Annotated in this window: 21 protein-coding genes; 12 read left to right on the forward strand and 9 right to left on the reverse strand. The window is 62.2% G+C overall.

All coding sequences use genetic code 11. The annotated features are described in order from the left end of the window. Positions 1-39: 39 nt before the first annotated feature. Positions 40-927 carry an EamA family transporter RarD gene (rarD, locus tag EXN22_RS25440; protein ID WP_130266613.1) on the forward strand — a complete coding sequence of 296 codons (888 nt, stop codon included), beginning with the start codon at positions 40-42 and terminating at the stop codon, positions 925-927. 98 nt (positions 928-1,025) lie between these two features. Here rarD and EXN22_RS25445 read toward each other — a convergent pair whose 3' ends face one another. Further along, the gene (locus tag EXN22_RS25445; RefSeq protein WP_130266614.1) at positions 1,026-1,544 is read right to left on the reverse strand and encodes a glycine cleavage system protein R; all 519 of its coding nucleotides are present in this window, start codon (positions 1,542-1,544) and stop codon (positions 1,026-1,028) included. 434 nt (positions 1,545-1,978) lie between these two features. Here EXN22_RS25445 and EXN22_RS25450 point away from each other — a divergent pair, with 434 nt between their 5' ends. The 4 genes from EXN22_RS25450 to EXN22_RS25465 all read left to right on the forward strand — a co-directional run bounded on the left by EXN22_RS25450 (position 1,979) and on the right by EXN22_RS25465 (position 7,238). Next, positions 1,979-4,156 carry a malate synthase G gene (locus tag EXN22_RS25450; RefSeq protein WP_130266615.1) on the forward strand — a complete coding sequence of 726 codons (2,178 nt, stop codon included), beginning with the start codon at positions 1,979-1,981 and terminating at the stop codon, positions 4,154-4,156. Between the two features lie 177 nt (positions 4,157-4,333). Next, a complete protein-coding gene (gene sorA, locus EXN22_RS25455) occupies positions 4,334-5,554 on the forward strand; it encodes a SorA family sulfite dehydrogenase catalytic subunit (RefSeq protein ID WP_130266616.1) in 1,221 nt (406 codons plus the stop codon). Positions 5,555-5,566: 12 nt separating this feature from the next. Beyond that, the gene (locus EXN22_RS25460; protein ID WP_130266617.1) at positions 5,567-6,163 is read left to right on the forward strand and encodes a c-type cytochrome; all 597 of its coding nucleotides are present in this window, start codon (positions 5,567-5,569) and stop codon (positions 6,161-6,163) included. A 160-nt stretch (positions 6,164-6,323) separates the two neighbouring features. Further along, complete coding sequence (locus tag EXN22_RS25465; protein ID WP_130266618.1) at positions 6,324-7,238, forward strand: EamA family transporter; 915 nt, start codon at positions 6,324-6,326, stop codon at positions 7,236-7,238. Between the two features lie 6 nt (positions 7,239-7,244). Here the strand turns inward: EXN22_RS25465 and EXN22_RS25470 are convergent, their stop codons facing one another. Beyond that, positions 7,245-7,703: a response regulator gene (locus EXN22_RS25470; RefSeq protein WP_130266619.1), complete on the reverse strand. Its 459-nt coding sequence runs from the start codon at positions 7,701-7,703 to the stop codon at positions 7,245-7,247. Positions 7,704-7,939: 236 nt separating this feature from the next. On the opposite strand from EXN22_RS25470, the gene EXN22_RS25475 reads away from it, so the two are divergent. The 7 genes from EXN22_RS25475 to EXN22_RS26265 all read left to right on the forward strand — a co-directional run bounded on the left by EXN22_RS25475 (position 7,940) and on the right by EXN22_RS26265 (position 16,025). After that, positions 7,940-9,877, forward strand: coding sequence for a DUF294 nucleotidyltransferase-like domain-containing protein (locus tag EXN22_RS25475; RefSeq protein WP_130266898.1), 1,938 nt, complete (start codon positions 7,940-7,942; stop codon positions 9,875-9,877). After that, positions 9,874-10,584, forward strand: a complete 711-nt coding sequence (locus tag EXN22_RS25480; protein ID WP_130266620.1) for a 3'-5' exonuclease — start codon at positions 9,874-9,876, stop codon at positions 10,582-10,584. Before EXN22_RS25475 ends, EXN22_RS25480 begins: the two co-directional genes overlap by 4 nt. 95 nt (positions 10,585-10,679) lie before the next feature. Continuing rightward, entirely contained in the window at positions 10,680-11,198 is a 519-nt protein-coding gene (locus tag EXN22_RS25485) for an RNA polymerase sigma factor (protein ID WP_130266621.1), read from the forward strand. Then, entirely contained in the window at positions 11,195-12,160 is a 966-nt protein-coding gene (locus tag EXN22_RS25490) for a FecR family protein (RefSeq protein WP_130266622.1), read from the forward strand. The genes EXN22_RS25485 and EXN22_RS25490 overlap by 4 nt, the downstream gene beginning before the upstream one ends. 153 nt (positions 12,161-12,313) lie before the next feature. Beyond that, a complete protein-coding gene (locus EXN22_RS25495) occupies positions 12,314-14,740 on the forward strand; it encodes a TonB-dependent siderophore receptor (RefSeq protein WP_130266623.1) in 2,427 nt (808 codons plus the stop codon). Beyond that, positions 14,740-15,855, forward strand: coding sequence for a PepSY-associated TM helix domain-containing protein (locus tag EXN22_RS25500; protein ID WP_130266624.1), 1,116 nt, complete (start codon positions 14,740-14,742; stop codon positions 15,853-15,855). The genes EXN22_RS25495 and EXN22_RS25500 overlap by 1 nt, the downstream gene beginning before the upstream one ends. Beyond that, positions 15,852-16,025: a hypothetical protein gene (locus EXN22_RS26265; RefSeq protein ID WP_165392263.1), complete on the forward strand. Its 174-nt coding sequence runs from the start codon at positions 15,852-15,854 to the stop codon at positions 16,023-16,025. The genes EXN22_RS25500 and EXN22_RS26265 overlap by 4 nt, the downstream gene beginning before the upstream one ends. A gap of 69 nt (positions 16,026-16,094) precedes the next feature. Here EXN22_RS26265 and EXN22_RS25505 read toward each other — a convergent pair whose 3' ends face one another. The 7 genes from EXN22_RS25505 to waaF are packed head-to-tail and all read right to left on the reverse strand — an operon-like array spanning position 16,095 to position 23,055. After that, complete coding sequence (locus EXN22_RS25505; protein WP_130266625.1) at positions 16,095-17,537, reverse strand: lipopolysaccharide kinase InaA family protein; 1,443 nt, start codon at positions 17,535-17,537, stop codon at positions 16,095-16,097. Beyond that, positions 17,537-18,289 carry a lipopolysaccharide kinase InaA family protein gene (locus EXN22_RS25510; RefSeq protein WP_130266626.1) on the reverse strand — a complete coding sequence of 251 codons (753 nt, stop codon included), beginning with the start codon at positions 18,287-18,289 and terminating at the stop codon, positions 17,537-17,539. Before EXN22_RS25510 ends, EXN22_RS25505 begins: the two co-directional genes overlap by 1 nt. Continuing rightward, entirely contained in the window at positions 18,286-19,020 is a 735-nt protein-coding gene (locus tag EXN22_RS25515) for a lipopolysaccharide kinase InaA family protein (RefSeq protein ID WP_130266627.1), read from the reverse strand. The genes EXN22_RS25510 and EXN22_RS25515 overlap by 4 nt, the downstream gene beginning before the upstream one ends. Continuing rightward, complete coding sequence (rfaP, locus tag EXN22_RS25520; protein WP_130266628.1) at positions 19,020-19,826, reverse strand: lipopolysaccharide core heptose(I) kinase RfaP; 807 nt, start codon at positions 19,824-19,826, stop codon at positions 19,020-19,022. Before rfaP ends, EXN22_RS25515 begins: the two co-directional genes overlap by 1 nt. Beyond that, complete coding sequence (locus tag EXN22_RS25525; RefSeq protein ID WP_130266629.1) at positions 19,823-20,947, reverse strand: glycosyltransferase family 4 protein; 1,125 nt, start codon at positions 20,945-20,947, stop codon at positions 19,823-19,825. Before EXN22_RS25525 ends, rfaP begins: the two co-directional genes overlap by 4 nt. Beyond that, positions 20,947-22,005: a lipopolysaccharide heptosyltransferase I gene (waaC, locus tag EXN22_RS25530; protein WP_130266630.1), complete on the reverse strand. Its 1,059-nt coding sequence runs from the start codon at positions 22,003-22,005 to the stop codon at positions 20,947-20,949. The genes EXN22_RS25525 and waaC overlap by 1 nt, the downstream gene beginning before the upstream one ends. Continuing rightward, complete coding sequence (gene waaF / locus EXN22_RS25535) at positions 22,006-23,055, reverse strand: lipopolysaccharide heptosyltransferase II (protein ID WP_130266631.1); 1,050 nt, start codon at positions 23,053-23,055, stop codon at positions 22,006-22,008. Positions 23,056-23,208: the final 153 nt, after the last annotated feature.

Below are 23,208 nucleotides of genomic sequence, written 5' to 3' on the forward strand. Positions count from 1 at the left end.
GGCCCTGCTTTTAGATAGCTACCTAAGCAAGGAATCTGCATGCACGCCGCCAACCCGCGCCGCGGGTACATCCTGGGCCTGAGCGCCTACATCATCTGGGGTTTGTTCCCGATCTACTTCAAAGCGCTGCAAAGCGTTCCCGCAGTGGAAATCATCGTTCACCGGGTGCTTTGGTCGGCGCTGTTCGGCTCATTGCTGCTACTGGTCTGGAAGCATCCGGGCTGGTTGCGCGAACTGCGCGAAAACCCCAAGCGCCTGGCGATTCTGGCCCTGAGTGGCTCGCTGATCGCCGGCAACTGGCTGACCTACGTCTGGTCGGTGAACAACGGGCGCATGCTAGAAGCCAGCCTGGGTTACTACATCAACCCGTTGATCAACGTCCTGCTCGGCATGCTGTTGCTCGGTGAACGCCTGCGCCGCCTGCAGTGGATCGCCGTCGGCCTGGCCGCGCTGGGGGTAGCGCAACAAGTCTGGCAAGTGGGCAGCCTGCCTTGGGTGTCTTTGGTACTGGCACTGAGCTTCGGCTTTTATGGCCTGATCCGTAAACAGGCGCCGGTAGCCGCTTTGCCTGGATTGGTGGTGGAAACCTGGATGCTGGTGCCGCTGGCCATCGGCTGGATGCTGCTCAACCCCCTGGCGCACAGCACCCAGGCCAGTTTCTACACCAGCAGCGAAGCGCTCTGGCTGATCGCCGCAGGCCCGGTAACCCTGGTGCCACTGGTCTGTTTCAACGCTGCCGCACGGCACCTGCCCTACACCACCCTGGGCTTTCTGCAATACCTGGCGCCTACCCTGGTGCTGCTGCAGGCGGTATGGCTGTTCAACGAGCACCTGTCGAGCAGTACCCTGGTAGCGTTCATGTTCATCTGGGCGGGCCTGGCACTGTACAGCGTGGATGCCTGGCTGAGCCTGCGCCGACGCCGCTGATCAAAAAACACACAGCACTCTACAGGCCACGTCAACTATGGCCTGTAGCAACATCTCCCAAGCTTATCCACAGGCGCATCCCCGATAAACCGGGATAACTAATCCTCGGAGCGCAGCTCCAGCTCGACCATCAGGTCGTCGGCCAGCGCTTCCAGCTTGCCCTGCAAGACGTCCAGCGACAGCGTCAGCGGCACTGCCAGCAAGGCATCGGCATGGAACAGAGGCTCGCTGCTCATCGGCGCCGGACGCACCTCGGTGGTCAGGCGCTCGACATTGACGCCCTGCTCGGCCAGCAGCCTGGTAATGTCGCGAACGATACCCGGGCGGTCATTGCCCACCAGTTCCATGGCGATCGGCTTCCAGGTGCAGGACGGCTCGATGCCGCTTTCGGCGATCAGCACGCGAATGTCATATTTCCCCAACGCCTGTAGCGATTCGACTAATTCATCGTAGGATTCTGCTGGCACAGCCACCCGCAGAATGCCGGCAAACTGCCCGGCCATCCGCGACATACGGCTCTCCAACCAGTTACCGTTATGCTCGGCAATGCATTGAGCGATACGCTCGACCTGCCCGGACTTATCGGGGGCGATAACTGTCAGTACGAGATGATCCACGCGATAACCCTCTGCTTTTAACGTTCAGCCCCGAAATCAAAGGGCGCGCAGAAAGTATAGGCAAGGCGCGGCAACCTGCCGCAGGAGCCTAGAACGACTAATCGTGTACTGTTTCAAGATTTATCTGGAACAATCTGTCGTTTTTTTGAGAACATACCGACTCCCAGCGTGACCCTATGCGACCAAATGGTCGCAGAACGACGTATTTAGTCTAATTTTCACAACCGCAGCGCATCATGTAGTATGCCGCAGCGTTGACTACAAAACGTTGGATCGATGTCTGCCAAGGCGCCTGTGAAAATACGTCAACGCCCGCCAGCCCGTCTGGCAGGCCGCACCCAGCCGCCCATGAGGGCATGTTCTGGTGCCGTGTTTAGAGAAGCGCGCAAGGCTTAAATAGAAGAGCTGAATAGCTGAGCAGAGTGAGGCAAGCAATGACTGAACACGTTCAAGTCGGTGGCCTTCAGGTCGCCAAAGTCCTGTTCGACTTCGTGAACAACGAAGCCATTCCCGGAACTGGCGTCAACGCCGAGCAATTCTGGGAGGGTGCGGAAAAGATCATCAACGACCTCGCTCCAAAGAACAAAGCACTGCTGGCCAAACGTGACGCACTGCAGGCGCAGATCGACGCCTGGCACCAGGCGCGCCAAGGCCAGGCTCACGATGCCGCGGCTTACAAAGCCTTCCTTCAGGACATCGGTTACCTGCTGCCAGAAGCTGCAGACTTCCAGGCCTCGACCCAGAACGTCGACGACGAAATCGCCCGCATGGCCGGCCCGCAGTTGGTAGTGCCGGTGATGAATGCGCGGTTTGCCCTGAACGCGTCCAACGCCCGTTGGGGCTCGTTGTACGACGCGCTGTATGGCACCGACGTCATCAGCGAAGCCGGCGGCGCGGAAAAAGGCAAAGGCTACAACAAGGTTCGCGGCGACAAGGTGATTGCCTTCGCCCGCGCCTTCCTCGACGAATCGGTGCCACTGGCCACCGGCTCCCATGTCGACTCCAGCGCTTACCGCATCGAAGGCGGCAAGCTGGTCGTCGCCCTCAAGGGTGGCAGCAACAGCGGCCTGCGTGACGATGCGCAACTGATCGGCTACCAGGGCGACGCCTCGGCGCCGACCGCGATCCTGCTCAAGCATAACGGCCTGCACTTCGAAATCCAGATCGACGCCAGCACCCCGGTTGGCCAGACCGATCCAGCAGGCATCAAGGACGTGCTGATGGAAGCAGCCCTGACCACCATCATGGACTGCGAAGACTCGGTCGCCGCCGTCGATGCCGACGACAAAGTGGTGATCTACCGCAACTGGCTGGGCCTGATGAAAGGCGACCTGACCGAAAGCGTCAGCAAAGGTGGCCAGACCTTCACCCGGACCATGAACCCGGACCGTGAATACACTGCGCCGAACGGCGGCAACGTAAGCCTGCACGGCCGCTCGTTGCTGTTCGTACGCAATGTCGGTCACCTGATGACCATCGATGCCATCCTCGACAAGGACGGTAACGAAGTGCCGGAAGGCATTCTCGATGGCCTGGTCACAAGCCTCGCCTCGATCCACAACCTCAACGGCAACACCAGCCGCAAGAACAGCCGCACCGGCTCCATGTACATCGTCAAACCGAAGATGCATGGCCCCGAAGAAGCCGCGTTCACCAACGAGCTGTTCGGCCGTATCGAAGATGCCCTGGGCCTCAAGCGCAACACCTTGAAAGTCGGCATCATGGACGAGGAGCGCCGCACCACGGTCAACCTCAAGGCCTGCATCAAGGCTGCCAGCGAGCGGGTGGTATTCATCAACACCGGCTTCCTCGACCGTACCGGTGACGAGATCCACACCTCCATGGAAGCCGGCGCCGTAGTGCGCAAGGGCGCCATGAAGACCCAGAAGTGGATCGGCGCCTACGAGAACTCCAACGTCGATATCGGCCTGGCCACCGGCCTGCAAGGCCGTGCCCAGATCGGCAAAGGCATGTGGGCCATGCCTGACCTGATGGCCGACATGCTCGAACAGAAGATCGCCCACCCGCTGGCCGGCGCCAACACCGCCTGGGTACCTTCGCCAACGGCAGCCGCGCTGCACGCCCTGCACTACCACAAGGTCGACGTATTCGCCCGTCAGGCGGAACTGGCCAAGCGCGCCCCGGCGTCGGTCGATGACATCCTGACCATCCCGCTGGCGACCGACACCAACTGGTCGGACGAAGAAAAGCGCAACGAGCTGGACAACAACGCCCAGGGCATCCTCGGCTACGTGGTGCGCTGGATCGACCAGGGCGTAGGCTGTTCGAAAGTGCCGGACATCAACGATGTCGGCCTGATGGAAGACCGCGCCACCCTGCGGATTTCCGCGCAGTTGCTGGCCAACTGGCTGCGTCACGGCATTGTCAGCCAGGCGCAGGTTCTCGAAAGCCTAAAGCGCATGGCGCCGGTGGTCGACAAGCAGAACGCCAACGATCCGCTGTACCGCCCGCTGGCACCGGACTTCGACAACAACATCGCCTTCCAGGCGGCGGTCGAACTGGTGGTCGAAGGCAGCAAGCAACCCAACGGTTATACCGAACCGGTGCTGCATCGCCGCCGTCGTGAGTTCAAGGCACGCAACGGCCTGTAATAACGCTGGCACCACAAAGCCTCACATCCCCTCGGGTGTGGGGCTTTTGTGTTTTTAAGTCCTACACGATTCAGCGAACAATGCTCGCCAACTTGCAGAGCAGCCCGATTTTACCCGTCTACACCAGAGCCAAAAATACAGTCCGACCCTGCCAAAACGGTAAAGGATGGACACTGCATGAACGATGCTCCCAATTTGAATCGGCGCCAGCTCCTGCAAGGCCTCGGGCTGGCCTCGGCAGGGCTCGCCCTGGTCCCCGGGGCGGTGTTCGCCGGGCAAGAAGCACAACTGTTCGCCAACGGTACGCGCCCCCTGGTCAACTACCCCCAGAAGCGACCGATGATGCTGATCACCGCACGGCCTCCGCACCTGGAAACCCCCTTCAGCGTCTTCAACGAAAGCCTGCTGACCCCCAACGACGCCTTCTTCGTGCGCTACAACCTGGCCAACATCCCCACCAGCATCGACGCGACGCAGTATCGACTGACCCTCAAAGGGCAGGTTGAACGCCCACTGTCACTTAGCCTTGAACAACTCAAGCAGCTTGGCCCCGCCGTGGAGCTGACAGCAGTCCAGCAGTGCTCGGGCAACAGCCGTGGGTTCTCTTCACCACGGGTGTTCGGCTCACAGCTGGGCCATGGTTCCATGGGCAACGCACGCTGGACCGGCCTGCCGCTCAGGACTCTGCTCGAGCATGCCGGGGTCAAGGCTGGTGCGCGCCAGGTAAGCTTCCAGGGCATGGACCGGCCGGTGCTGGAAGCAACGCCAGCCTACATCAAGGCACTGGACATCGACCACGCACTAAGTCCGGAGCCAATGCTGGCCTGGGCCATGAACGGTGAAGACCTGCCCTTCCTCAACGGCTACCCGCTCAAGCTGATCGTGCCCGGTTACTTCGCCACCTACTGGATCAAGCACCTGAACGAGATTGAAGTGCTCGATCACACCTTTGCCGGGGCCTACATGAAATCCCGTTACCGCATCCCGGACAACGACTGCGAATGCACTCCGCCGGGGGCCAGCCCGGAACGTACCCGGCCGATTGGCGAGATGAAAGTCCGCTCCTTCATCACCAGCCTCAAGAGCGGCGACAGCGTTGCCCTGGGCCAGCCCATCGCACTGCGCGGCATCGCCTTCGACGGTGGCAGCGGCATCGCCGCCGTGGACCTTTCCGATGACGGCGGCAAGAGCTGGCAGGCCGCCACCCTGGCCGCGGATCCGGGGCGGTTTGCCTTTCGCCAGTGGACGAGCACCTGGACAGCACGCAGCGCAGGTCCGGTCAGCCTACAAGTACGCGCGCGCAGCCAACGCGGTGAGATACAACCCAGCGAGGCGAGCTGGAACCCCAGCGGCTACTCGCGCAATGTCATCGAAACGCTCGAACTGATCGTCGTATAGGACCTGCCACATATGAAACTGCCCATCACCGCCTGGATGCTTGTGCTGGGGCTGCTCAGCACGCCTGCGGCCCACAGCTCAACCCTGAGCATCCAGCTCCCGGCCGAAACCATCCCATTGCGTAGCGCCCAGATGCCCGGCTACACCCTGGCTACCCAGAAGTGCGGCATCTGTCATTCCGCCGACTACGTCGAGTTCCAGCCCCCTGGCATGGACCAGGCGCAATGGACCGGGCTGGTCAGCAAGATGCGCGACAATTACAAGGCGCCCTTGAGCGACAGCGACATACAGAGCATTGGCCTGTACCTGAGTGCGGCCTATGGCAGCGAAGAGCGGGCGCCACTGCCGGTGGCTCAGGCCGGCAACCTGGATGATCTGCTCTCGCGCAACGCCTGCCTCGGTTGTCATGCGCTGGAGCAGAAGATCGTCGGCCCGTCGTTCAAAGACATCGCTCAGCGATACCGCGAACAACCCGAGGCATTGAGGACCGTGGCCGGGCATATCGGCGAAGGTGGTTCCGGCCGCTGGGGGCAAATCCCCATGCCGCCGTTCACTGGGCTGTCCAGCGAAGAGCTTGAGCAGCTTGCACGTTACGTTCTTGAGCAATAGCCACGACCTTCGCCCTGGCCACAGATTACTCATGCTTGCAGGTCCTACGCAGCAGGGGGAAATTTAAGCCTTCAATCGATGCCTGTACCTGATAGTCCGCCAAGGCTGGTTTGCCCAACATGGCAAGCCCACTACCGCTTGCCAGCTTTTGGAGACAAGGATGTCATCTCGCAAGATTGCCACCAGGGATGTAATCGTCATTCTGTTGGTTGCCCTGTTGTGGGGCGCCAACTTCTCGTTCATCGGTACCAGCCTGGGTACCGTCGACCCGTACATGCTGACCGCGTTGCGGTTCTTTTTCTGCGTGTTCCCGCTGATCTTCTTTCTCCGCAAACCCCAGGCCGTCGGCCTGAAGTTCATTGCCCTTTACGGGTTGCTGTTCGGCGCCGGCATGGCCTGGCTACTCAACCTCGGTATCGCCTGGGGCGTCAATCCCGGCATCGCCTCGCTGCTTCTGCAGTTCAGCGCCTTCTTTACCGTGGGCTGGGGCGTAATGTTCTTTGGCGAAAAACTCAACCGCATAGAGCTCGGCGCCATTGCTCTCGCGCTCGTCGGCCTTGGCCTGGTCATTCACACCAGCGGTGACAACCTGTCGATAACCGGGGTGCTGTTCGTGCTGCTGGCCGCCCTGTGCTGGAGCCTGTGCAACATCATCATCAAGTTGTGCGGGCTCAAGGATGCCTTCGCCTTTCTGGTGTGGTCGTGCCTGTTCGCCATTCCTGCGCTGTTCCTGGCCACCTACCTGGTCCAGGGGCCAACGCCCTTTGTGCAATTGTTCAAGGGCTATGAGGCATCTGCCTACTTCTCGATCATGTACCAGGCCTACATTTCCACCTTGCTTGGCTACTGGGTCTGGAACAAGCAAATGCACAAGTACCCGGTCAGCCAGATTGCTCCTTACTCGATCCTGGTACCGATCTGGGGCCTGGTCATTTCCTGGTGGGTATTCGAAGAGTCAACCAACGCCGCCAGGCTGGCGGCCATAGGTCTGACCCTGAGCGCCCTGGCCTTGTTCATCAGTGCCAGGCGCCTTGAGCTGCTCATGGGCAAAACCACCCAACTGACGCCCCACTGACCCGGTTCAGCCTCTGTGGATGCCCAGTTCGCGTTTGATCAATCTGACCAACCCCTTCAGTTTTTCGTCGATCAGGGGTTTGAGCAGGAAATCAACGACACTCAGGTGCATGGCGGCAATGGCATCCTCTACCTCGGCATCACCGCAGACGATGATGATGGGTAGCTCCGCGCGTTTTGATTCACGAATCTTGCCGATCAGATCGAGGCCGTCCAGCGGAGCCATGCGCAGGTCGGTGATCAGCACGCCGATACCCGCTTGCCTTTCCAGATACTGCAGTGCGGCCTCAGGCCGCCCTTCAGTGATACAAACAATGCCATGGCTCGACAGGTAGGCAGCCAATGCCTCACGACTCGCCTTGTCATCATCGACAATCAATACTTTCAGCGGCGTAGCCGCTGGCGCCGTTACCGATGCCAGTGCCTCACGCTCGGCTTCGCTCAGTATGTCGTCATGGTCGGACATGGCTGTCTCATCATCAATAACCTGCAAAAATGTCCTGTGAATCAAGTTCAGACCGCATTCAGATTAGATGCAAACTGCCTTTCGTCGGGTAATTGACACATGACGCAACGCTTCAACACCCTGACGCCATTTATAGACTTACGTCCAATGGGCACTGGGCAGTCCGCGACCGACCATGAACAACGACAACAACAAGGTCGATGGTCACAGGTCGGCACAACGACGCGGTAATGCTCATGAGCAAAATGGACGCCTTCACCCAGGCAGGAAAAACTGCAGTCATGCAGAACATCCAGGGGACCATGCAATTTTTGCAACGCTTCCCACCGTTCAACCAGATGGAGAACGCCCACCTGGCGTTTCTCGTCGAACAGTGCCAACTGCGCTTCTATGCAGCCAATGACAGCATCATCAAGCCCAGCGACGGCCCGGTCGAGCACTTCTATATCGTCAAGCAGGGTCGGGTGGTCGGCGAGCGCCAGCACGTGACCCGCCCTGGCACCGAGACCACCTTCGAGATCACCAGCGGCGAATGCTTCCCCCTCGCTGCCCTGCTAGGCGAGCGGGCTACCCGCACCGAACACCTGGCCGGCGAAGACACCTTCTGCCTGCAATTGAACAAAGCCGCGTTCATCCGCTTGTTCACCCTGTCCGAAGCCTTCCGTGACTTTGCCCTGCGCGGAGTCAGCAGCCTGCTCGACCAGGTCAACCAGCAGGTCCAGCGCCGCGCGGTGGAAACCCTTGGCAACCAGTATTCACTGAACACCCGCCTGGGTGAACTGGCCATGCGTCACCCCGTGGTCTGTGATCCGGCAACGCCGCTGCGGGAAGCTGTGCGCCTGATGCACGAACAGCAGGTTGGCAGCATTGTCATTGTCGACGAACAACGCTTCCCTATCGGTATCTTCACCCTGCGCGACCTGCGTCAGGTAGTGGCCGATGCCAGCGCCGACTTCGCCAGCCCCATCAACCGGCACATGACCGCCGCGCCCTTCTACCTGAGCCCGCAAGCCAGTGCCTTCGATGCGGCCATCGCCATGACCGAGCGGCATATCGCCCATGTCTGCCTGGTTGACGAGCAGCGCCTGTGCGGTGTGGTGTCCGAGCGCGACCTGTTCTCCCTGCAACGCGTCGACCTGGTGCATCTGGCCCGCACCATCCGCCACGCCAGCCGAGTTGAAAGCCTGGTTTCGCTGCGCGGTGAAATCAGCCAACTGGTCGAGCGCATGCTGGCCCACGGGGCGTCCTCGACACAGATCACCCAGATCATCACCCTGCTCAACGACCATACCGTGTGCCGGGTCATCGAGTTGGCCATCGAAGACAAGGGCGACCCGGGCGTGCCGTTCAGTTGGCTGTGCTTTGGCAGTGAAGGCCGCCGCGAACAGACCCTGCACACCGACCAGGACAACGGCATCCTCTTCGAAGCCCGTGATGCCGCCCATGCCGCCGAGCTACGCGGGCGCCTGCTGCCGCTGGCCCAACACATCAACCAGGGCCTGGCGCAATGTGGCTTCAGCCTGTGCAAAGGCAACATCATGGCCGGCAACCCCGAGCTGTGTTTGTCTCGTGCCGAATGGTCACGACGCTTTGCCGCTTTCATTCGCGAAGCTACGCCGGAAAACCTGCTGGCTTCGAGCATCTACTTCGACCTGCGGGTGGTCTGGGGCAATGAGCTCGCCTGTGAACAGCTGCGCCAGAGCATCCTCGAACAAGTCGCCGACAACCGCCTGTTCCAGCGCATGATGGCCGAAAATGCCCTGCGCCAGCGCCCGCCGGTTGGACGCTTTCGCGAGTTCGTATTAACCCGCCAGGGCAACGACAAGGCCGCGACCCTCGACCTCAAGGTCCAGGGCCTGACGCCGTTTGTCGATGGCGCACGCCTGCTGGCCCTGGCCAACGGCATCGGCGCCAACAACACCCTGGAACGCCTGCGCCAACTGGTGGCCAAGAAGGTCATCGAGGCGCTCGACGGCGCTGCCTATGAAGAGGCTTACCACTTCATCCAGCAAACCCGCATGCAGCAGCATCAGTTGCAAAGCCGGCAGAACCTGGCGTATTCCAACCGGGTCGATCCCGATAGCCTCAATCATCTGGACCGGCGCATCCTGCGCGAATCCCTGCGCCAGGCGCAACGCCTGCAAAGCAGCCTGGCCTTGCGGTACCAGCTATGAGTCTGTTTGCCTGGCTACGCCCCAATCAACCGCGCCTGGACGAGCAACTGCGCCAGCGCCTGGAACAGTTGGCGGCACCGGCGCCGCTGGCTGAACACAGCCTGCGCCAGCAGCGCTGGGTGGTGCTCGACCTGGAAACCAGTGGCCTGAACCTCAATCGTGACCAGGTGCTATCGATTGGCGCCGTGGTCATCGAAGACGGCGCCATCGACTTCAGCCAGCAGTTCGAGCGCACCCTGCACCAGCGCGACCACAAGCTCACTTCCAGCGTACTGATCCACGGCCTGGGCCCCAGTGCCATCGCCGCAGGCTGCGAACCGGCTGACGCGCTGCTCGATCTCATGGACTTTATCGGCGACAGCCCGCTGCTGGCCTTTCATGCGCCTTTCGACCAGCGAATGCTCGGCCGCGCCTTGAAAGACCACCTGGGCTATCGCCTGCAGCATCCGTTCTTCGATGTCGCCGAGTTGGCCCCATTGCTCAACCCGCAGATCACCCTGCGCGAAGCCGGGCTGGATGACTGGACCGCCTGCTTCAACCTGGAGGTTGCCGAACGCCACAACGCCAGCGCCGACGCCATGGTGACCGCCGAACTGGCCCTGATCCTGTTAAGCCAGGCCCGGCGCCAAAAACTGGACAGCCCGGCACTGCTCGATCAACAACTGCAGCGCCTGCGCAGGCGTCGCCAACAAAGCCATGGCTTTTGAACATCATCCGATGAGCGTGAATTGCATCTGACCGGGAGCATCTGCGACAATCGCGAATAATTCTCGTTAGTTAACGTGTCTTTTCGGGGAACGCCTTGTCGTCTGTGCAAAGCCCACACACTGAGCTGGTCGGTGCGCTGTATCGCGACCATCGCAGTTGGCTGCTCGCCTGGCTACGGCGCAACATCGCTTGCGCCGACCGTGCCGAAGACCTGAACCAGGACACCTTCGTGCGCCTGCTCGGGCGTGAGCAATTGCCTGTACCACGCGAACCCCGGGCGTTCCTGCTGGCCATCGCCAAGGGCTTGTTGTTCGACCACTTTCGCCGCGCAGCACTGGAGCAGGCGTACCTGGCCGAACTGATGCTGATTCCCGAAGCCGAGCACCCCTCCCCGGAACAACAGCATCTGATCCTCGAAGACCTCAAGGCCATCGACCGCCTGCTTGGCAAGCTGTCGAGCAAGGCCCGGGCAGCCTTTCTGTACAACCGCCTGGACGGCCTGGGTCATGCCGAGATCGCCGAGCGTCTGGGCGTCTCGGTCTCGCGGGTGCGCCAGTACCTGGCCCAGGGCATGCGTCAATGTTACGTGGCGCTGTACGGTGAGCCGACATGAACAACCAGCCGGTTTCAACCCGGGTGCTGGATGCCGCCATCGCCTGGCAATTGTGCCTGGATTCGGGCAGTGGCAGCGCCGATGAGCGCGCCGAATTCGCCCGCTGGCATGCCGCCAGCGAAGAACACGCCCGCGCCTGGATGCAACTGGGCATGCTTGACCAGCGCTTTAGCGCTGCGGCCGGCCCGGCGCGCCAAGCCCTGCTGCAATCACGCGCCGGTCTACGCCAGCGGGTACGCAAGCTGGGCCGCGGCGTGGCCAGCCTGGTGCTGGTGGTTGGCCTGTTGAGCTGGGTCAGTGCCCATCAATCGCTGGGCTATTGGCTGGCCGACCAGCGCACCGGCACGGGTGAGCAGCGCACCTTGCGCCTGACCGACGGCACCCTGATCAGTCTCAACACCCATTCGGCGGTAGATATCCGCTTCGATGGCAAAGAGCGCCTGATTGTCTTGCACGAAGGCGAAATCTCCATCGAGACCGGCCACAAGGATGACCGTCCCTTTGTCGTCAGCACCGCCGATGGCCGCCTGCGTGCGCTGGGCACGCGTTTTCTGGTCAAGCTTGAAGACCAGGGCACACGCCTGAGCGTACTGCAGTCGGCAGTGGCCGCCCGGCCACAAAACAGCGGCGACGAACAGATCTTCAAGGAAGGTCAGCAAGTGCTGATGAACCACGACCGTCTGGGCCGGGCTGACGGCCTGGACGTCGGTGCCGATGCCTGGACCCGTGGCATGCTGGTCGTCGACAACGTGCGCCTGGCGGACCTGGTCGACGAACTGGGGCGCTATCGCAGCGGCCACCTGGGCGTTGCCGCAGAAGTGGCTGACCTGCGCATCACCGGTAGCTTCCCGCTCAACGACACCGACCTTGCGCTGACGTCGTTGCTGCCGACCTTACCGGTGCAGATCGAGCAGCGCACGCCGTGGTGGGTGACGGTAGTAGCCAAACACAAGACGCCCTGAGGGCCCATGGGAGCCGGCCTTGCAGGCGATAGGCCACGTCAGCAGCCCCTTGTGCAATACAAATCAAAATTATTTTCACTCCCCCCTGACACTTATCCCAACTCACTCGGCAAGGAAGCTAGTTAGCACTTACTTTCGTCGAGGAGCCGCTGTATGTCCCGCGCTTTTGAGAACTTCCTGCGTCCCAGCTTGCTGGCCATGGCCATTGCCCTGACAGCACCTCTGGCGAGCAGCCCGCTGATCGCCGCCGAGCAATCGGGCGGCCTGCGCAGCTACAACCTGCCTGCCGCACCGCTGTCGACCACACTGAACCAGATCGCCAGCCAGGCCGGCATTGCCTTGGCCCTGGACCCGAGCCTGGCCAGCGGTCGTACCTCGGCGCCAGTCAGCGGCCAGTACGATGGCGTCGGCGCCCTGCAAGCGGCCCTGCGCGGCACCGGCCTGCAACTGCAACAAAGCAGTGCCGGTACCTACAGCCTGATCGCCGCCCCCGACGGCACCCTGGCCCTGCCGGAAACCAGCGTCAACGCGCGCAGCGATTATGAAAGTGCCTGGGGCCCGGCTACCGGCTTCACCGCGACCCGCACTGCCGCTGGCAGCAAAACCGACACGCCGATCGTAGAAGCACCGCGCTCGATGAGCGTGATTACCCGCGAACAACTGGACGATCGCCAAGTCCTCAACCTCAACGATGCCCTGCGTTACACCGCCGGCGTGCAAAGCAGCGGCTACGCCTCCGACACCCGCGCCGACTGGCTGCGGGTGCGCGGCTTCGACCCGACCCAGTTCCTCGACGGCCTGCCATTGCCCAAAGGCTCGTTCGCCAACCCGAAAGTCGAGCCGTGGAACCTTGAGCGTATCGCCGTGCTGCGCGGCCCGGCATCCTCGGTGTATGGCCAGACCCCGCCCGGTGGCATGCTCGACATGGTCAGCCGTCGCCCCCAAGCGCAAAGCGCCCACCAGATCGAAGCTCAAGTGGGCAGCAACAACCACCGCCAGATCAACTTCGACAGTACCGGCAAGATCGATGACGAGGGTCAGTTCCTGTACCGTGTGAGCGGCGTGGTACGCGACAGCGGCGCGCCGACCGATCATGTACCGGACAAGCGCTACAACCTCGCGCCGAGCCTGACCTGGAACATGGATGAAGACACCAGCCTGACCTTCATCACCCAGTTCACCCGCGACGATACCGGTATCAGCGGCCAGTTCCTCCCGCTGCAGGGCACCAAGCTGGGCTCGCCGGCAGGCGACATCTCCCACCACAAAAACCTCGGTGATCCGGACTGGGAGTTCTACGATCGCACCTACTACGCCTTGGGCTATGCCTTCGAGCACCGTCTGAACGATGTCTGGCAGTTCCGCCAGAACCTGCGCTACACCAAGAGCGACCTGTCGTTCCAGGGCATCAACGTTGCGACCATGAACAACGACACGATCCAGCCTGACGGCACCGTCCCGCGAGAAACCGGCATCGTCAACGAAGACATCAGCCAGTTCGCCGTCGACAACAACTTCCAGGCCGACTTCCAGACCGGCGACCTGAGCCACACCTTGCTGATTGGTCTGGACCACCAGCGCTCGAACACCAACTACCGCTGGGACTACGGCCTGAGCGGCAGCGTGCCGCCAGGCAATGTGATCAAGCCGCCGTACGGCCAGGACTTTTCCAAGGTGTCGTACTTCACCATGTACGACTACGGTCAGAAGACCCGCCAGACCGGCTTCTACGTGCAGGACCAGATCGCCCTCGACAACTGGCGCCTGACCCTGGGCGGGCGTGAAGACTGGATTCACACCGGCACCACCTTCCACAACCTGAACGATGCCACCAGCACCGAGCGTGACAAGGCCTTCACCGGCAACGTCGGCCTGAGCTACGTATTCGATAACGGTGTGACCCCGTACGTCTCCTACACCGAGTCGTTCCAGCCGACTTCCGGCGCCGCAGCCAATGCTACCCAGTCGTTCAAACCGACCGAGGGGCATCAGTACGAAGTCGGTGTCAAATACCAGCCGGTCGGCAGCAAGAACCTGTATACCGCTGCCGTGTATGACCTGCGCCAGGACAACGTGGAAGTCACCGAGGGCAACATCACCCGCCAGGTTGGCCAGTTGCAGGTCCGCGGCCTTGAGCTCGAAGCCACCACTCAGGTAACCGAAAACCTCAAGCTGATCGGTTCCTACAGCTACACCGATACCGAGATCCTCAAGGGTGCGGCCGACGAACAAGGCAATCGCATGGCGCTGATCCCGCGCAACCAGGCGACCCTGTGGGCTGACTACACCTGGCACAACGGCCTGCTCGACGGCTTCGGTGTTGGCGGTGGCGTGCGCTATGTCGGTGACAACTACGGCAACACCACTAACACCGATCTGGGTTATGTCGGTTCCTACACCATCTACGACGCGTCGCTACACTACGACCTGGGCCGCAAGGTCAGCACACTCAAAGGCATGACCGTCGCCGTCGAAGCCAAGAACCTGTTCAACAAGGACTACCTGGCCAACTGCGACGGCTACTGGTGCTACTACGGTGACGAGCGCAACGTGGTTGCCAGCGTGAACTACAAGTTCTGATGAAAAGCCAGACCATACGCCGCTGGTCCTGGGTACACACCTGGACCAGCCTAATCTGCACCTTGTTCCTGCTGATGTTGGCGCTCACCGGCTTGCCGTTGATCTTTCATCACGAAATCGACCACCTGCTGGGCGATGCCCCGGTGCTCAAGCAAATGCCTGCCGATACGCCCAGGCTCGACCTGCAGGAACTGGTGCTCAAGGCCCAGGCCCATCGCCCGGGCGAGGTCATGCAGTACTTTGGTTGGGATGAGGACGACAGCAACGGCGTGATCGCGATCATGGCCGCCACCGCGGGTACCGAGCCGAACTCGTCGCACACCTTCATGCTCGATGCACGCACGGGCGAAGCGGTGGCAATGCCTTCGGCCAATGGCGGTTTCATGATGACCATGCTGCGCCTGCATGTGGACCTGTTCGCAGGGCTGCCCGGCAAGCTGCTGCTGGCGTTCATGGGCCTGTTGTTCGTGGTGGCGATCATCTCCGGCGTGGTGCTTTACGCGCCATTCATGCGTCGACTGAAGTTCGCCACCGTACGCAACGACAAATCCACACGCCTGCGCTGGCTCGACCTGCACAACCTGATCGGCATCGTCACCCTGACCTGGGCGTTGGTCGTGGGGGTAACCGGGGTGATCAGCGCCCTGTCGGACCTGGTCATCGCGGCCTGGCGCTTTGAGAGCCTGACAGCAATGGTTGCACCCTACCGCGATGCACCACCACTGACCCAACTGGCGCCTGTCAGCCGGGTACTGGATATCGCTGAAGAAGCCGCGCCGGGCATGGTCCCGGACTTCATCGCCTTCCCCGGCACGCGCTTTTCCAGTGAGCATCATTATGCGGTGTTCATGAAAGGTGGCAGCCACCTTACCTCGCACCTGCTGACCCCGGTGCTGATCGACGCCAGTAACCTGCAAGTCACCGCTATCGGTGACCGCCCCTGGTACATGGATGCCATGGGCCTGTCGCAGCCATTGCATTTCGGTGACTACGGCGGCCGGCCGATGCAGATTCTCTGGGCCGTGCTGGATGTGCTGACCATCATTGTGCTGGGGAGCGGTGTGTATTTGTGGGTGGTGCGTCGACGGGCCTCGGCGCCGGGAGCCAACCCATGAAGCGCAAGTCGTCGAGCCTGTGGGCAGTATTCGCCATGCCCACCCTGATCGGCTTGATCAGTGCGCTGGGCCTGTTCGCCGCGTTGCTGGGCGATGGCGGGTGGGACGTGCTGGCCTGGGTGGGATTAGGCTTGCCAGCGCTCTACAGTTTGCGCGGTCTGGCGAGATAGCAATCGCGGGGCAAGCCCGCTCCCACAGATATCTCTGTAGGAGCGGGCTTGCCCCGCGATGACGCCGTATCAGTCAGCCAATTTCGGCAGGCATTCATCCAGCCGCCTGTACAGGGCACTACCGCTCGGCCAGTTACGCAGCAGCCGCGCTCGGTCGCGGGCAAAGGCCTGGGCAAAGCTCATCTGGGTGGCATGCTGGCACATGGCATCCAGATCAATCAGCGACCATTGGCCGTCCTGCCAGAACAGGTTGTGGCCCTTCATGTCGCCATGGCTGATGCGCTCGTGGATCAACTGACCCAGCAGTTGCTGCAGGGCCTGCAACTGCTGCTCAGGCACTTCGCCAGAGTCGACATAAGGCGCAAAGCAGGCCAGCAGGTCCGGGCCATCGGCGTACTCGGTGACCAGGTAAGCGCGGCTGCGCAAGCCCATGAAGCGCAGTTCTTGCACCGCCAGCGGCTTGGGCGTGGAGATGCCAAGAAACTCCAGGCGGTGCCCTTCGATCCACGAATGCCAGGCTCGGCTCGGGCGCCAGAAACGCTTGAACCAGTGAGCGGTGTTCTTGATGTTGTAGCGTTTGAGCACCAACCGCCGGCCATCGATATCAACCCGCGCCACACTGGCCGCACCACCGGTCTTGTACAGGTGCCCCTGGTCGATCAGGGTGTCGGCTTGCTCCAGCACTGGCAGCATGGCAGCCACTTCAGTGCGGCGGATCGAACGCAGGCCCGAGGGGCCGCGCTCGACGCTGAACAGCGTGCACTCGCGCCCGGCCTTGTCGAGATAATCCTTCAGGCGCCAGCTGCGGACCTTGTCGATCTGCTTCTGCAGGGTTTCCAGCGGCAGCGCGTGTTCGGCGTTGGCCAGCAGGTAATGCACCAGCAGCTCTTCGATAAAAGGCTCAAGGCGCTTGGGCAACTGGGCGAACAGCACCCCGAGGTTCTGCAACACTTGCTGACGCGACAGCGGCTGGCCAAGGGTCTGGGCCTTGATCCCGGCACCATCGATCAAATACAGCTGACCGTTGTGGCGCAGCAGATTGTCCAGGTGCAGGTCGTCCTGCCACAGGCCCTTGGCATGCATCTGCGCCACGGCGGTCAGTGCGTCACCCAGTACCAGGTGCTGTTCATCGGCCAACGGTGGCAGGGCTTCGACTTCAGCCCAGGCATCGGCCAGGCTCACCGCCCCTTCAAGAAACTCGAACAGCAGCCAGCCACCCTCGCCTTCGCGCAAGCCATCGGCCAGCAGCAACGGTGTGGTCAGGCCTTGCGCGGCCAGCAGCCGTGCACCTTCCAGCTCGCGTTGGAAATGCCGGGCGGCGCTGTTGCCGACCAGCAGTTTGGCCAGCACCGGCTTGCCGCGCCAGATCCCGGCGCCAACGTAGCGCTGGCCCGGTAGCACCCGCAACAGGCTGAGCAACTGCAGCTCGGCGCTACCCGCGGCATCGGCCAGGCCGATGTTCAGGGGCAGGTCCGGGCTACGCCCGGCATCCTTGAGTTCAGACAATCGCATCAGCGCGCCTCTTTCTCACGGCGGCGGCGCATCAGGCGCTGCAACCAGGTATCGACCAATGCACTGTCGGTGGACTGGTCCAGATAGGACGAGAGCATCACCCGCACTTCAGCTTCACTCCAGATCGGCGCCCGGCGCAACAGCGGTTCAAGGTCCTTGAGCCGGTCGCGCATGCCCAACAGCAGTGGCCGGGTTTTCTCCAGGTCGATCAGTTGTGCCTGCCAGCCATCGCTGCGGGTGCGCAGAAAGATGTGCTTGGGGTAGAAGCAGCCATGTACCTGGTTTGCCCCGTGCAGGGTCCGCGCCAGCTGCCCGCAGGCGCGCAGGATGCCCTGGCGTTGGCCGATGTCCAGCTGCGACCACTGCGCCAGCAGGCTGTCGAGGTCGCTCCAGTCATCCAGGGCGCGGGTCATGAGGATCGCCCGGCGCTCGCCTTCGACTTTGCGCTCGCCGTAGTACACAGCCTGCAAAGCCGGGATACCCAGCTTCTGGTAGCGGCTGATATTGCGAAACTCACGGGCGAAGGTCGGCTCGCCAAACGGCCGGTGCAAAGTGCGGGTCAGGTAGTCGCTCTGGCGCTTGAGGTAATAGCCCTTGCCTTCAAGCTCCAGGCGAAAAACGCTGCTCCAGCCGCCACGGCCGGTATTGGGCTCATCCACCGCATCGAGCTGCAAGGCCCAGAGCTGGTCGAAGCCATTGAGGCCATGGCGCTCAAGCAGTGCCATATCGACACTGGCGAGAAAATCAGTCATTCGCGTCCCTCGAAAAACGTCACCACATGACGAATGCGGCGCTTGTCCGACGCATTCAGGCGCTCGCGCCCGCGGTACTGCAGGTAGAAGCGCAGACGCTGGGTACTCGACAAGTGGTACTTGGCGACTTTATCCAGGCACGCAAGGTCTTTGGTGATGCGATAGCGCAGCATGAAGCCCCACCAGAAATCGCCGGTCGGGCAGTCGATGAAGAATAGCGTGGCCTGGTCATCCACCAACAAATTGCGCCACTTCAGGTCGTTATGGGTGAAGTGGTGGTCATGCATGATCCGCGTGTGCCGTGCCAGCTGACGGCTGATGTGGTCGACCCAGGCGCGATCGGCCAGGCGCGCATCGTTGCGCTCGGCCAGCGCCGAGAGGTCTTCAGTGCGCGGCAGCTCGCGGGTGATCATCGCTCCGCGGCCAAAAGCCAGACCATTGCGCTCAAGACCGAAGGCGACCACTTCGGCAGTGGGAATGTCCCACTTGGCGAACTGCTTGAGGTTCTGCCATTCAGCCTTGATCCGCGGGCGCCCCAGGTAGCGGCGCAGGCCTTTGCCGGCGCCGGTATAGCGTTTGACGTAGTAATTGACCCCATCACGCTCGACCCGGATCACTTCGCTCAGCGGGTCACGCGTCAAACGCTCGCCCTTGAGGGCGAACACTGCATCGATACTGCCAAAATCCGGCGCCAGGGCCTGATAGGCAGGCTCCAGTTTCCAACCCGCCATCAGAGCGCGTCTCCGTACCGTTGTTTACGCTCATAGAGCTTCTGCGCCTTGCCTTCCAGCCAGGCCAGCAGCCCGGCTTCCTCGGCGAGGACCTGTCGTAGCGGCTGTTGGAAGTAGCCACGCAGGAAGCGCAACTTGTCGCGTCGGGTCAAGCCGATGTCCAGCGCCGAAAAGTACAGCGCAGCCAGGTCCTTGTCGCGCCAGCGGCGAGAGATTTTCGCTCGGGTCTGGGCGCGGTGCAGGTCGATGACCGACAGTTTGAAATCATCGGCCGTCACCGGCCGATCGGTGTGCAGCAGGAAATGGCAGATATAGCAGTCGCGGTGGTTGACGCCTGCACGGTGCATCATCCCGGTCATGCGCGCCACTTCAGCGATCAGCGCACGCTTGAGGCGCGGCTCTGGCGGCTGCTTGAGCCAGTCGATGCTGAAATCTTCCAGGCTGACGGTCGGCGCCAGCTCTTGGGTGACGATGAACGAATGCTGGGTCGCCGGGTTGTCACCACGCTCGCCATAGGCGACCGCCGTCATGGTCGGCACGCCGACTTCGTGCAGGCGCTGGATGGCCTGCCACTCCTGGCCGGCACCGAGTACCGGCAGCTTGGCGGTGAACAGGTTCTTGAAGATCTCGCCCCAGCCGATGCCACGGTGGATCTTGACGAAGTAGCCACGGCCTTCGACTTCGGTGCGCAGGGTACGGCGGCCTTCCAGCTCGCGGTACACCTCGCCTTGCAGGGCCTCGACGGCCTCGAAGGCATCGCGCCCGGCCCACAGGCGCTTGAACGGCTCAGCCAGTATCAGTTTCATGCGCGCTCCTGCGCCAGGATCACGTCGGCGGCATGCTCGGGCATGCTGTAGAGGTCGGCGCTGTCGGCGAACGCCAGGCCGTTGCACGCCCACTCGGCACGGGCATTGCCGTCGTCGAGCATACGCTGCAGGTAGCGGTTGAGCTGCTCCTGCTCGAACGGCTCGTCGAGTACCAGGCCGCTGTCGGCTTCGGCAATGTAATGGGCATAGCCGCACACCGCCGAGACCAGCACCGGCAACCCGGCAACCAGCGCTTCGAGCAGCACGGTGCCGGTGTTCTCGTTGTAGGCCGGGTGAATCAGCAAATCGGCACCAAGCAGAAAACGCGGGATATCGCTGCGGCCCTTGAGAAATTGCACCTGGTCGGTCAAGCCCAGGGTCGCACTTTGCAGCTGAAATACCTTGGGGTCGTCCTGGCCGATGACCATCAAGCGCGTGCGCTTGCGCAGGGCCGACGGCAAGGCGGCCAGGGCCTTGAGGCTACGGTCGACGCCCTTGGTCTTGAAGCCCGAGCCGATCTGCACCAGCAGCAACTGATCGTCTTTGAGGTCGAATTCGCGACGAAACTCGGCGCGAATCTCGGCGGCATTGGCCGGCGCGCGACGATCCTGGCTGATGCCCGGCGGCAGCAGGTGGAAACGCTCAATCGGCGTGTCGTAGTGCTTGATGAACAGCGGCTGCTGGACTTCGGAGATCATCAGGATCTGGGTCTTGGCCTCCTTGGCGAACACCGCCCGCTCGTACTCGGCAAAGTGCCGGTAGCGGCCCCAGCGCCGGTACAGCGAATTGCGCAGGTTCTGCGCCTTGTCCTCGAAGCAGCCGTCGGCGGCGTAATAAACGTCCAGCCCGGGCATCTTGTTGAAACCGATCAGGCGGTCGACCGGGCGCTTGGCCAGGTCCGCTTCCATCCAGGCGCTGAGTTTCTCGTTGCGCCGGTGGTTGAACAGCGCCTTGACCGGCGCCACCAGCACTTCAAAACCCTCGGGCACATCACCTTCCCAGATCAGCGTGTAGACGCGGATCTGGTGACCGCGACGCTGGCACTCCAGGGCAATGCGCATGAAGTCGCGCTGCAAGCCACCGAAAGGGAAATACTTGTACAGAACAAAAGCCAGTTGCATCAACGAACATCCTCAGCCAGCAGCAACGCGCGCAATTGGCTCGCCACACGCTCGGGATTCAGGCGAGTGAAGCACAGCGGCCACTCGCGTTTGAGATCGAACCGGCGCTGATCGTCAGCGCTCGGTTTATAGGTACATTTTTTCTGCAGGCACGGCGCACAGGCAAAGTCGCTGGCGATATGCACCTGGGACTTGCCATAGGCCCCGGTAAGCCCCGGGTTGGTCGGCCCAAACAGCGACAGGGTCGGCACATCCAGTGCCGCCGCCAGGTGACCGAGGCCGGTATCCACGGCAACACAGGCCTTGGCTGCGGCCAACACCCGGGCCACGCCCACCAGATTGAGTTTGGGCAACACCTGGCAGTTGTTCAGGCCCTTGGCGATGCGCTCGGCACGCGCCTGTTCGGCCGGGTTGCCCCACGGCAGGCGTACTTGCAGGCCTTGCTGACCCAGACGCTCGGCCAACTGGCGCCAGTAGGCTTCGGGCCAGTGCTTGGTCGCCCAGGTGGTGCCATGCAGAAACACCACGAACGGCGCCGCTGGCGGCAGCTGCAGGCGGTTCAGGTCCAGGCCGTAATCGCCAAGGCCCGCCGGCAGGTTGTAACCCAGGGCCAGGGCGAACAGCTGGCGCACCCGCTCCACCGCATGCTGGCCGCGCTCCACCGACAAACGCCGGTCATAGAAGCGGCTGGACAACCCTTCACGGGCCGAGTAGCGGTCCATGCCGGCCACCGGCGCCTTGACGTAACGGGTCAGCCAGGCCGACTTGACCAGGCCCTGGGCGTCAATCACCAGGTCGTACTTGCTCTCGCGCAGACGCTGCTTGAACTGGCGCCATTCGCCGCTTTTGAAGGTCTGCCAGAGGTTCTTGCGCCAGCGGCGGATGGCCACCGGGATGACCTTGTCCACCGCTGGGTGCCAGCCGGGGATCTCGGCGAAGCCTTCTTCCACCACCCAGTCGAAACGGATACCGGGAATGGCCCGGGCAGCGTCGGTCAGCGCCGGTAGCGCATGGATCACATCGCCCAGGGACGAGGTCTTGATCAGCAATACCCGCACTTAGTCGACCTCGGCCATGACATCGATCAGGCTTGGGCCGTTCAGACGCTGCAGCGCCGCTTCCACGGCTTGTGGCTCAAGCTGACGCAGGCAGTTGTAGTGGCCGAAACGGCAGGTACGGTCGAAACAGGGGCTGCAGTCCAGGCCCAGGCGCACCACCTCGACCTGATCGGCCAGGGGCGGGGTAAAGCCTGGCGAAGTCGAGCCGTAGATTGCCACCAGCGGGCGGTTCAGCGCCGCAGCCACGTGCATCAGGCCGGAATCGTTGGACACCACCGCGTCGCTGCACGACAGCAGGTCGATAGCTTCGGCCAACGAGGTCTCGCCACTGAGGTTGACCGCTTCTTCGCGCAGGCCAGGGATCAAGCGGGCGCGAATGGCTTCGCCGACAGCGTGGTCGTTCTTCGAGCCGAACAGCCAGACTTGCCAGCCTTCGCGGATCTTGCTCTCGGCGACCTTGGCGTAATGCTCCGACGGCCAGCGTTTGGCTTCACCGAACTCGGCACCAGGGCACAATGCCAATACCGGGCGGTCCAGGCTCAGGCCGAACTTGGCCAGGGCAGCGTCGCGGCTCTGTGCCTGAATCTGCAGGCTCGGCCGTGGATACGGCTGCGTAAGCTCAGTGCCGGCCGGGTAGGCCAGGGCCATGAAACGCTCGATCATCAGCGGATACTTGGCCTTGTCGAGTTTGCGCACATCGTTGAGCAGGCCAAAGCGCAGTTCGCCGCGCCAGCCAGTACGCTTGGGGATGCCGGCAAAGAACGGCACCAGTGCCGATTTGAGCGAGTTGGGCAGCAGGATCGCCTGGTCGTACTGGCCGGCCAGGGACTTGCCGATACGCCGGCGCGTGGCAAGCTCCAGCGCGCCGTGGCCGAGCGGGAAGCTCAAGGCCTGGCGCACTTGTGGCATGCGTTCGAGGATCGGCCGGCTCCACTCGGGCGCCAGCACGTCGATCACACATTCCGGGTGACGTTGCTTGAGGCACTGGAACAGGGTCTGCGCCATCACCATGTCGCCCACCCAGCTGGGGCCAATGATCAAAATTCTCATGCTTTATCCAGAAACGATCAGGGAGGCTGCAAACTGTCCGTGAACAGCCTGGCCTCCCCTCTTTATATTCAGGCTATATGTCGACCAGTGTACGCCACTCGGGCTGTACTGTGGTCGTGGCAGGCGTCCTGGTGCCTGAACCGCCTGGTCGAT

This window comes from Pseudomonas tructae (genome assembly GCF_004214895.1).
Lineage (GTDB): Bacteria > Pseudomonadota > Gammaproteobacteria > Pseudomonadales > Pseudomonadaceae > Aquipseudomonas > Aquipseudomonas tructae.

Bases quoted from the DNA above. Each gene is read 5' to 3' on its own strand.
- EXN22_RS25500 (WP_130266624.1), top strand. From the start codon at position 14,740: ATGAAAAGCCAGACCATACGCCGCTGGTCCTGGGTACACACCTGGACC.
- EXN22_RS26265 (WP_165392263.1), top strand. From the start codon at position 15,852: ATGAAGCGCAAGTCGTCGAGCCTGTGGGCAGTATTCGCCATGCCCACC.
- EXN22_RS25495 (WP_130266623.1), top strand. From the start codon at position 12,314: ATGTCCCGCGCTTTTGAGAACTTCCTGCGTCCCAGCTTGCTGGCCATG.
- rfaP (WP_130266628.1), bottom strand. From the start codon at position 19,826: ATGAAACTGATACTGGCTGAGCCGTTCAAGCGCCTGTGGGCCGGGCGC.
- EXN22_RS25475 (WP_130266898.1), top strand. From the start codon at position 7,940: ATGAGCAAAATGGACGCCTTCACCCAGGCAGGAAAAACTGCAGTCATG.
- EXN22_RS25490 (WP_130266622.1), top strand. From the start codon at position 11,195: ATGAACAACCAGCCGGTTTCAACCCGGGTGCTGGATGCCGCCATCGCC.
- sorA (WP_130266616.1), top strand. From the start codon at position 4,334: ATGAACGATGCTCCCAATTTGAATCGGCGCCAGCTCCTGCAAGGCCTC.
- EXN22_RS25525 (WP_130266629.1), bottom strand. From the start codon at position 20,947: ATGCAACTGGCTTTTGTTCTGTACAAGTATTTCCCTTTCGGTGGCTTG.
- EXN22_RS25465 (WP_130266618.1), top strand. From the start codon at position 6,324: ATGTCATCTCGCAAGATTGCCACCAGGGATGTAATCGTCATTCTGTTG.
- EXN22_RS25470 (WP_130266619.1), bottom strand. From the start codon at position 7,703: ATGTCCGACCATGACGACATACTGAGCGAAGCCGAGCGTGAGGCACTG.
- EXN22_RS25505 (WP_130266625.1), bottom strand. From the start codon at position 17,537: ATGCGATTGTCTGAACTCAAGGATGCCGGGCGTAGCCCGGACCTGCCC.
- EXN22_RS25460 (WP_130266617.1), top strand. From the start codon at position 5,567: ATGAAACTGCCCATCACCGCCTGGATGCTTGTGCTGGGGCTGCTCAGC.
- EXN22_RS25450 (WP_130266615.1), top strand. From the start codon at position 1,979: ATGACTGAACACGTTCAAGTCGGTGGCCTTCAGGTCGCCAAAGTCCTG.
- EXN22_RS25515 (WP_130266627.1), bottom strand. From the start codon at position 19,020: ATGGCGGGTTGGAAACTGGAGCCTGCCTATCAGGCCCTGGCGCCGGAT.
- waaF (WP_130266631.1), bottom strand. From the start codon at position 23,055: ATGAGAATTTTGATCATTGGCCCCAGCTGGGTGGGCGACATGGTGATG.
- rarD (WP_130266613.1), top strand. From the start codon at position 40: ATGCACGCCGCCAACCCGCGCCGCGGGTACATCCTGGGCCTGAGCGCC.
- EXN22_RS25480 (WP_130266620.1), top strand. From the start codon at position 9,874: ATGAGTCTGTTTGCCTGGCTACGCCCCAATCAACCGCGCCTGGACGAG.
- EXN22_RS25510 (WP_130266626.1), bottom strand. From the start codon at position 18,289: ATGACTGATTTTCTCGCCAGTGTCGATATGGCACTGCTTGAGCGCCAT.